The sequence below is a fragment of the Hydrogenophaga sp. GW456-12-10-14-TSB4 genome (assembly GCF_059424305.1).
In genome coordinates, this window is the sequence record NZ_JBWKZH010000119.1 from 1 (window position 1) to 8,092 (window position 8,092).

The 8,092-nt window shown below is 68.1% G+C and carries 7 protein-coding genes and 1 pseudogene; 2 read left to right on the forward strand and 6 right to left on the reverse strand.

From position 1 onward, the window contains the following. From AC07ZS_RS29150 to dapF, 6 genes and pseudogenes are all read right to left on the reverse strand, one after another. Positions 1-507: pseudogene (locus AC07ZS_RS29150) on the reverse strand (transcriptional regulator); the annotation flags it as partial. Positions 508-818: 311 nt separating this feature from the next. After that, positions 819-1,913 (reverse strand): CobW family GTP-binding protein, encoded by a 1,095-nt coding sequence (locus tag AC07ZS_RS29155; RefSeq protein WP_494801929.1) that lies wholly within the window; start codon positions 1,911-1,913, stop codon positions 819-821. A 245-nt stretch (positions 1,914-2,158) separates the two neighbouring features. Beyond that, on the reverse strand, positions 2,159-2,605 hold the full coding sequence (locus AC07ZS_RS29160; RefSeq protein WP_494801930.1) for a DsrE family protein: 447 nt from the start codon (positions 2,603-2,605) through the stop codon (positions 2,159-2,161). Positions 2,606-2,699: 94 nt separating this feature from the next. Beyond that, the gene (locus AC07ZS_RS29165; protein ID WP_494801931.1) at positions 2,700-3,731 is read right to left on the reverse strand and encodes a tyrosine recombinase XerC; all 1,032 of its coding nucleotides are present in this window, start codon (positions 3,729-3,731) and stop codon (positions 2,700-2,702) included. A gap of 16 nt (positions 3,732-3,747) precedes the next feature. Beyond that, positions 3,748-4,431, reverse strand: a complete 684-nt coding sequence (locus AC07ZS_RS29170; RefSeq protein WP_494801932.1) for a DUF484 family protein — start codon at positions 4,429-4,431, stop codon at positions 3,748-3,750. A 24-nt stretch (positions 4,432-4,455) separates the two neighbouring features. Continuing rightward, positions 4,456-5,331 (reverse strand): diaminopimelate epimerase, encoded by an 876-nt coding sequence (gene dapF / locus AC07ZS_RS29175; RefSeq protein WP_494801933.1) that lies wholly within the window; start codon positions 5,329-5,331, stop codon positions 4,456-4,458. Between the two features lie 173 nt (positions 5,332-5,504). Here dapF and AC07ZS_RS29180 point away from each other — a divergent pair, with 173 nt between their 5' ends. Both AC07ZS_RS29180 and AC07ZS_RS29185 read left to right on the forward strand, forming a co-directional pair. Continuing rightward, a complete protein-coding gene (locus AC07ZS_RS29180; protein WP_494801934.1) occupies positions 5,505-6,530 on the forward strand; it encodes an ABC transporter ATP-binding protein in 1,026 nt (341 codons plus the stop codon). A 60-nt stretch (positions 6,531-6,590) separates the two neighbouring features. Continuing rightward, the gene (locus AC07ZS_RS29185) at positions 6,591-7,886 is read left to right on the forward strand and encodes an ABC transporter substrate-binding protein (RefSeq protein WP_494801935.1); all 1,296 of its coding nucleotides are present in this window, start codon (positions 6,591-6,593) and stop codon (positions 7,884-7,886) included. The last annotated feature ends 206 nt before the right edge of the window (positions 7,887-8,092 follow it).

Consider the following 8,092-nt stretch of genomic DNA (forward strand, 5'->3'; position numbering starts at 1 on the left):
CTCCACCACAACCGGGGGCGGGGCCGCCGGGCGTTTGGCGCTGGAAGGCTTGGGTGCAGGGACGGCAGCGGCTGGCGCGGCCTTGGAAACCGGTCGGGTCACGGGAACAGCCGCTTTGGGAGCGGCCTTGACCACCGGTTTGACCGCCTTCACCGGCGCGCGCGCGGCGGTTTTGGCGGGCGTGGCCTTGGGGGCGGGTGCCTTGCTGGCCACCGCCACCTTGCCCTTGGCAACCACTTTGACCGCCGCTTTCACCACCGGTTTGGCCGGGGCCTTGGCTTTCGGGGCGGGTTTTGCAGCGGTCTTGACAGGGGTTTTCAGAGGTTTCTTGGCCGCGGTTTTGGCCGCCGCCTTGGCAATGGGTCGAGTGGGTTTGGCCGCGGGCTTTGCGGCCGGTTTCTGGGTTTTGGCCACCGTTGTGGTCTTTTTCGCCGCCGACGCGCGTGCCTTGGCTCCCGTCGCGGCGGGTTTGCCTGATTTCGCTGTCCTGGTTGCCGGGGCTTTCACAACGGGTCTCCTCTCAGTGACTGACGAAGCGGGATCTCGGGCGGTGCGCTGCGGCGGGCTGGGCCCGAGATGCATCACTGTGGGCCGCCGGATGCGACGTTATACCCTCATTGCCGAACGGCTCTCGGCATTGGTCGATCGGTGCCCGCGAGGGCGGCCGGCCGGCCAACTTGGGCCGCGATTGTAACGAGCCTCGCCTGATCCTCCCGGAATCTCGCACCGGACGCCGGGCCCGTCGTTGGAGAAGCGAGACACACCGCACGTTCAACTCCGGCGCGGACGGGGTGGGGAACCGGCGCGAATGAGGGTCATCAGGTCAGGCTCTGGTCCAGACCCTGCACCAGGATGTCCTTGGGCAGGTCGATGCCGATGAAGACCATCTTGCTCACGCGCTGCTCGCCCTCGGCCCACACGGGCCCGAGGTCGCTGCCCATGAGCTGGTGCACGCCCTGGAAGATCACCTTGCGGTCGGTGCCCTGCATGTGCAGCACGCCCTTGTAGCGCAGCATGCGCGGGCCGTACACCTGCACGATCGCGCCCAGGAAGTCTTCGAGCTTCTCCGGGCTGAACGGGCGCGTGGCGCGGTAGACGAAGCTTTTCACATCGTCGTCATGGTGGTGGTGGTGGCCGTGGCCGCCGTGGTCGTGCTGGTGCGAGGGGTGGTTGCAGTGCTCGCCGTGCTCGTGCTCGTGCTCGTGGTGGTCGTGCGCATGGTCGTGTCCGTGGTCATGCGCGTGATCGTGGTCATCGACCTTGAGGAAGTCGGGATCGATGTCGAGCTTGGCGTTGAGGTTGAAGCCGCGCAGGTCGAACACTTCCTTGAGCGCCACCTCCCCGAAATGCACTGGGCGCATCGGGGCGCGCGGGTTCATGTGCTTGAGGCGGTGCGTGAGGGCGCCGAGGTCTTCTTCGCTCACGAGGTCGGACTTGCTGATGAAGATCTGGTCGGCAAAGCCCACCTGGCGGCGGGCTTCCTGGCGTTCGTTGAGCTGCTCGGCGGCGTGCTTGGCATCCACCAGGGTGAGGATGGAGTCGAGCAAGTACTGCTCGGCGATCTCGTCGTCCATGAAGAAGGTCTGCGCCACGGGACCCGGATCGGCCAGGCCGGTGGTCTCGATCACCACGCGCTCGAAGTCGAGCTCGCCCTTGCGCTTCTTCTGCGCTAGGTCCTGCAGCGTGGCGCGCAGGTCGTCGCGGATGGTGCAGCAGATGCAGCCGTTGCTCATCTGGATGATGTTTTCGGTGGTGTCGGCCACCAGGATCTCGTTGTCGATGTTCTCTTCACCGAACTCGTTTTCCACCACGGCGATCTTCTGGCCGTGTGCCTCGCTGAGCACGCGCTTGAGCAGCGTGGTTTTCCCAGAGCCGAGGAAGCCGGTGAGGATGGTCGCGGGGATGAGTGACATGGCAGGCGCTGGCAGATGAGGGGGTGGCGAAATGGGCAACCGGGAAGTGTATGCCACCCTCGCGCTTTGTGCCTCTTCCGGGGTATGCAAAAAGCGGGCCCGGGGGTTTGCTTCACTCGACAGGGTGGCGTGCCAACAGAAGTGTTGACGAGGGGGTGTTGGCGGACCCGGGATGATGCCCGCGATCAGGGCCGGAGCAGTCGGGCACCGCCACCGGCCCGACGCGAGGTCTCAACCAGAAAAAATCAGGGCCGCAGATAGACAAAGCCTTCACGCGCCTGCAGCCGGGCGACTTCCGCCACGCCGGACGGCACGATCTTGGCTTCCATCGCCACCTTGCCCGGGTCGATGTTGCGCGACACCAGGGTGTTGTTGCAGACGAAGAAGCCGACCCCCTTAGCGGAGAGGTCGCCGATCGCGCCGGAGAACGGCTGGCCGGCGGTGTTGTTGGCGCCGTCGAGCAGGAAATCGATGCCCGCACCGTGGGTCACCACCACGATCTTGGCCGTGGGGTCGGCCGCGAGGTGGTTGCGGATGTTCTGGATCGCGCGCGTCGCCTGCGGGATGCCGTCGCTCAGGTGGTAGACCACCTTGACGGCCGGCTGGGCCTGGGCCTGGGCATTCGCCTGCAGGGAGGTGGCCAGCACGGCACCCAGCATCAGGGTCTTGAGCACGGCGAGAAACTTGAACATGGGTGTCTCCGGATGAAGTGAAAAAAAGCGATCGCGCAAGGCGGTGCAGCATCCTACAAGCATTGCCCCGGGCAGGGGGCATCAGGGACATGCCTCAGCGGGAACGCGGCGGGCGCGGCGTCGGCGTGACGGGCTGCCCTTCCAGAGGCTCGGGCGCCTGGCCGGCGCGGCTGCCCGCGCGCGGGTGGGCCGCGTCGTACACCTGCGCGAGGTGCTGGAAGTCGAGCCGGGTGTACACCTGCGTGGTGCTGATGCTGGCATGGCCCAGCAGCTCCTGGACCGCCCGCAGGTCGCCGCTGGACTGCAGCACGTGGCTGGCGAACGAGTGCCGCAGCATGTGCGGATGCACCGGCGTGCTCAGCCCGGCCAGCAAGGAGCGGCGCTTGAGCCGCACGCGGATGTGCTGCGGCGTCAGCCGCTGGCCGCGCGAGCCGATGAAAAGCGCAGGGTCTTCGCCGGCCCAGGCGGTGCGCTGCACCAGCCAGGCCGCCAGCGCCGCCAGCGCCTGCCGCCCCACCGGCACGCTGCGCCGCTTGGAGCCCTTGCCCAGCACATGGGCCTCACCGTCCTGCGCGTCGATCCAGCCTCGCGCCTGGCCGCTGGCCGCCACGTCCAGCCCCACCAGCTCGCCGATGCGCAGGCCGCAGCCGTACAGCAGCTCGGCGATGCAGGCATCGCGCGCCTCCAGCGCCGGGTCGTCGGACGCCTCGTGATGCGACGCCAGTTGCACCGCGTCATCCACGCCCAGGGCCTTGGGCAGCGGCTTGCCGGCCTTGGGCGCGCGCACGTCCTGCACCGGGTTGTGGTCGATCAGGCCCTGGCGCCCGAGCCACACATAGAAACCGCGCCAGCCCGAGAGGATCAGCGCGATGCCGCGCGCGCTGCGCCCGGCACCGTGCATCTGCGCGATCCAGCGGCGGATGTGCGCGTTCTGGACCGCCTTCAGCCCCACCCCGGTCTCGCGGGCATGGGCCGTCAGGCGCTCCAGATCGAGCGTGTACAGGATGACGGTGCGGTCCGCCAGCCGCTTCTCCACCCGGACGTGGTTCAGGTAGGCCTGCACCAGCGCGGCGTCATCGCCCAGCGCCCCTGTCGGGGCAGCCAGGATGCGCTCGGGCGGGCTCATGAACGCAGGACGCGGATCAGCTGGGGCGCAGGCGCGACAGCGCCGCGCTGGTCAGCTCACCGATGCGCTCCAGGAAGTCGGTGCCCATGTCGGGCGCGAAACGCTGGGTGTCGGGCGAGGCCAGCACCAGCAGGCCAAAAGCCTGCGGCGCGATGCCCGCGCGAAGCGGGATCAGGGCGAGCGAGGCGGCCGCGGCCGAGTCGGCCAGCCACTGCGCCGCCTCCAGCCCCGGGTTCGCGCCGCAGTACGGCCGCATGAGGGACGAGGCGAAGGCCTTCACATCCTCGCTGGCGCCCTGGGCGAAAGCTTCTTCTGCATAGGTGGGTTCGACGTCCCAGACCTTGATGGCCACCTGGGGCACCAGAAAATGGTCGGCAATGGCCTTGGTGGTCACCTCGGGCAGTTCGCGCGCGTCGCGCGTCAGCAGCAGCTCGCGCGTCCAGCGCTGCAGCTTGTCAGCGATGACGGTGTTCTCGTTGCCGTGGCGGATCATCTCTGCGCCCTTGAGCTCCAGGCCCCGGATCTTCTCGCGCAGCATCTCGGCCTGGCGCTCCTGCAGGCTCACCGCGCGCTGGCCGTGCGGGCTGGTCAGCTGCACCGCCGCCAGCAGGCTGGCGTGGCGCTCGAAGAAGTCGGGCGTGTTCGCCAGGTAGTTGGCGATGTCGTCTTCGGTGATGGGCGGGATGTGGTTGGCGTTCATGGCGTGTGCGGGTCGGTGGCGGGTTCAGGCGAGGTCGGGGATATCGATCTCACCGTCGAAGACGGTGGTGGCGGGACCGGTCATGAAGACCGGCTGGTCGTGGGCGGGCGTGTCCTTCCACTCGATGGTGAGCACGCCGCCCCGGGTGTGCACGTCCACCCGCTCGTCGAGCAGGCCCAGGCGGATGCCGGCCACCACCGCTGCGCAGGCGCCGGTGCCGCAGGCCAGGGTCTCCCCGGCGCCGCGCTCATAGACCCTCAGGCGCACCTCACCGCGGCTCACCACCTGCAGGAAGCCGGCATTGACGCGGCGGGGAAAACGCTCGTGCGATTCGATCCAGGGGCCCCAGGACGGCACCGGCGCGGCCTGCACGTCGTCCACCAGCAGCACCGCGTGCGGGTTGCCCATGGAGAGCACGGCCACCGGCACATCGCCGGCATACGGCAGCGCGAGCGGCCAGCGCTCGAAACCGCCCATGGGCTCGGCGGTGAGGCCCTCGGCGCTGAACGGCACACGGTCGAGCGCGAACACCGGCGGGCCCATGTCCACCGTCACGCGGCCGTCGGCGTGCATCTTGAGTTCCAGCTCGGCGTTCATCACCTTCACGCGCAGCGGGTTGTTCGTGCTCAGGCCCTTGTCGTGCACGTAGCGCACGAAGCAGCGCGCACCGTTGCCGCACTGCTCCACCTGGCCGCCGTCGGCGTTGTGGATCACGTACTCGAAGTCCAAGCCGCGCCCGGGCGAGGCGCGCACGCTCAGGATCTGGTCGGCACCGACGCCGAAATGGCGGTCGGCCAGGAAGCGGTATTGCGCCGCGCTCAGGCCCAGGCGGCCGCGCGTCTCGTCCAGCACGACGAAGTCGTTGCCGGCGCCCTGCATCTTGGTGAATCGGATGTGCATGGCATCGATTATCGGCCCAGTGCCGTGCGCACCGGGGCGGCGCCGCAGCCACAGACTGGTGCGCTGCGCACAGAGCGGGTGCAACTTTGTATGCAATCTTGGTCGCATTGCGTACAAAAGACGGGCAATCACCAGGCAAAGGGGCTGGCACGCGTTATGCGAGACGGGTCCGCATGAACGCCCTACCTCCCCTGCCCGCCGGCATCGAACTGATCGCGCTGACCAAACAGTACGCCGCCGGCAGCGTGGCGGTGGACGGCATCAACCTGCGCATCGCCAGCGGCAGCTACTGCTGCCTGCTCGGGCCCTCGGGTTGCGGCAAGAGCACCACGCTGCGCATGATCGCGGGCCACGAGACCACCACCGGCGGCGACATCCTGCTGGAGAACCGCAACATCACCCACCTGCCGGCCGCGGGCCGCGGCACGGCCATGATGTTCCAGAGCTTCGCGCTGTTCCCGCACCTCTCGGCGCTGGACAACGTGGCCTTCAGCCTCAAGATGAAGGGCGTAGGCAAGGCCGAGCGCCACGCACAGGCGCAGGACCTGCTGGCGCGCGTGGCCATGGGCCACCTTAGCGCACGCAAGCCGGGCGAACTCTCGGGCGGCCAGCAACAGCGTGTGGCGCTGGCGCGCGCCCTCATCACGCAGCCGCGCGTGCTGCTGCTCGACGAGCCGCTGTCCGCGCTCGACCCCTTCCTGCGCGTCCAGATGCGCGCCGAGCTGCGCCGCTGGCAGAAGGAACTGGGTCTGACCTTCATCCACGTCACGCACTCGCAGGAGGAGGCGATGGCGCTGGCCGACACCATGGTGGTGATGAACCAGGGCCGCATCGAGCAGGTGGGCCCGCCGCACGAGGTCTACAACCGCCCGGCCAGCGAGTTCGTGGCCCGCTTCATGGGCGGGCACAACGTGCTGGAGACCACGCAGGGCAAGGTGGCCGTGCGCAACGACCACATCCAGCTCGCACCGCTGGCCAGCGGCGACAACGGCTGGCCCGCCACGGTGCGCGACGTCGAGTACCAGGGCACCTATGTGCTGCTCGGCCTGCACCTGGACAACGGCCAGCCCGGCGAAAACATCTCGGTGATGCTGCCCGAGGCCAGCTTCGCCCAGCGGCCCTACGCCCCCGGTGACCAGGTCAGCATGACCTGGGCCGCCTGGCAGGCCCACACCTTTCCCCCCACCCTGGCCGCCTGAGGCGCGCCCGGGTTTCTTCGTCTTCTTTTCTCAACCACCCCGCACAGCAGGAGATTTCCCATGTCGCACACCGATCACGACGCGCCCGCCCCTTCCGCTCCGACCGGCCTGAGCCGCCGCAGCCTGCTGCAGGGCACCGCCGGCATGGCCGGCATCCTGGCCACCGGTCTGGCGCCGGCCGTCCATGCACAGGACAAGATCGTGCTGCGCTACCTGGGCACGGCGGTGAACCAGGACAAGGCCATCGCCGAGAAGTTCAAGGCCGACACCGGCATCGAGATCCAGTACGTGGCCGTGACCACCGACGACGTGACCAAACGCGCCGTGACCGCGCCCAACAGCTTCGACCTGATCGACACCGAGTACTTCTCGCTCAAGAAGATCGTGCCCACCGGCAACCTCAAGGGCATCGACACGAAGAAGATCAAGAACGCCGACAAGATCACGCCGCTGTTCACCACCGGCACCGTGGCCGGCAAGGCGGTGGGCGACCAGGGCACCGCGCCCAAGAAGGTGATCTTTCTCGAGGGCGAGAAAAGCAAGGTGTTCGCCAAGTCGCCCACGCAGTTCATGTCGCTGATCCCGACCGTCTACAACGCCGACACGCTGGGCATCCGCCCCGACCTGATCAAGCGCCCGATCGAGAGCTGGGCCGAGCTGCTCAATCCCGAGTTCAAGGGCAAGGCCGCGATCCTGAACATTCCCTCGATCGGCATCATGGACGCCGCGATGGTGGTGGAAGCCAAGGGCATCCACAAGTACAAGGACAAGGGCAACATGAGCAAGGCCGAGATCGACCTGACCATCAAGACCCTGATCGAAGCCAAGAAGGCCGGCCAGTTCCGCGCGCTGTGGAAGGATTTCAACGAGTCGGTGAACCTGATGGCCTCGGGCGAGGTGGTGATCCAGTCGATGTGGAGCCCGGCCGTGACCGCCGTGCGCACCAAGGGCATCGCCTGCAACTTCCAGCCGCTCAAGGAGGGCTACCGCGCCTGGGCCGCGGGCTTCGGTCTGCCGGCCACGCTCAGTGGCCGCAAGCTCGACGGCGCCTATGAGTTCATCAACTGGTTCCTCGACGGCTGGGCCGGCGCCTACCTGAACCGCCAGGGCTACTACAGCGCCGTGCTCGACACCGCCAAGGCCAAGATGGAAGCCTACGAGTGGGCCTACTGGATGGAAGGCAAGCCCGCCTCGCAGGACATCAAGAGCCCCAACGGCGACGTGCTGGCCAAGGCCGGCGCGGTGCGCGACGGCGGCAGCTACGAGGCGCGCATGGGCGGCATCGCCTGCTGGAACGCGGTGATGGACGAGAACGAGTACATGGTCCGGAAATGGAACGAATTTGTCGCCGCATAAGCGGCGACAAATTCGCCCCCCGCGCCGCCTGCGGCGTCACCCCCCGGAGGGGGGCGCCACTGGCGGCCCGGCAAAGCCGGTTCCGCGGTGGCCTGGAGGGGGCTTCGCTGCGCTTGCCATGAAGCCCTCACCTCGCGCGTTTTGATTCTTCTGATTGACCTGCTCATGAGCACCACGACCACCCCTGCCGGCCCCCCCCCCCACCG

What these genes read in the sequence shown, in the direction of transcription:
- AC07ZS_RS29155 (WP_494801929.1), bottom strand. Translation starts at nt 1,913, where the DNA reads ATGTCACTCATCCCCGCGACCATCCTCACCGGCTTCCTCGGCTCTGGG.
- AC07ZS_RS29160 (WP_494801930.1), bottom strand. Translation starts at nt 2,605, where the DNA reads ATGTTCAAGTTTCTCGCCGTGCTCAAGACCCTGATGCTGGGTGCCGTG.
- AC07ZS_RS29165 (WP_494801931.1), bottom strand. Translation starts at nt 3,731, where the DNA reads ATGAGCCCGCCCGAGCGCATCCTGGCTGCCCCGACAGGGGCGCTGGGC.
- AC07ZS_RS29170 (WP_494801932.1), bottom strand. Translation starts at nt 4,431, where the DNA reads ATGAACGCCAACCACATCCCGCCCATCACCGAAGACGACATCGCCAAC.
- dapF (WP_494801933.1), bottom strand. Translation starts at nt 5,331, where the DNA reads ATGCACATCCGATTCACCAAGATGCAGGGCGCCGGCAACGACTTCGTC.
- AC07ZS_RS29180 (WP_494801934.1), top strand. Translation starts at nt 5,505, where the DNA reads ATGAACGCCCTACCTCCCCTGCCCGCCGGCATCGAACTGATCGCGCTG.
- AC07ZS_RS29185 (WP_494801935.1), top strand. Translation starts at nt 6,591, where the DNA reads ATGTCGCACACCGATCACGACGCGCCCGCCCCTTCCGCTCCGACCGGC.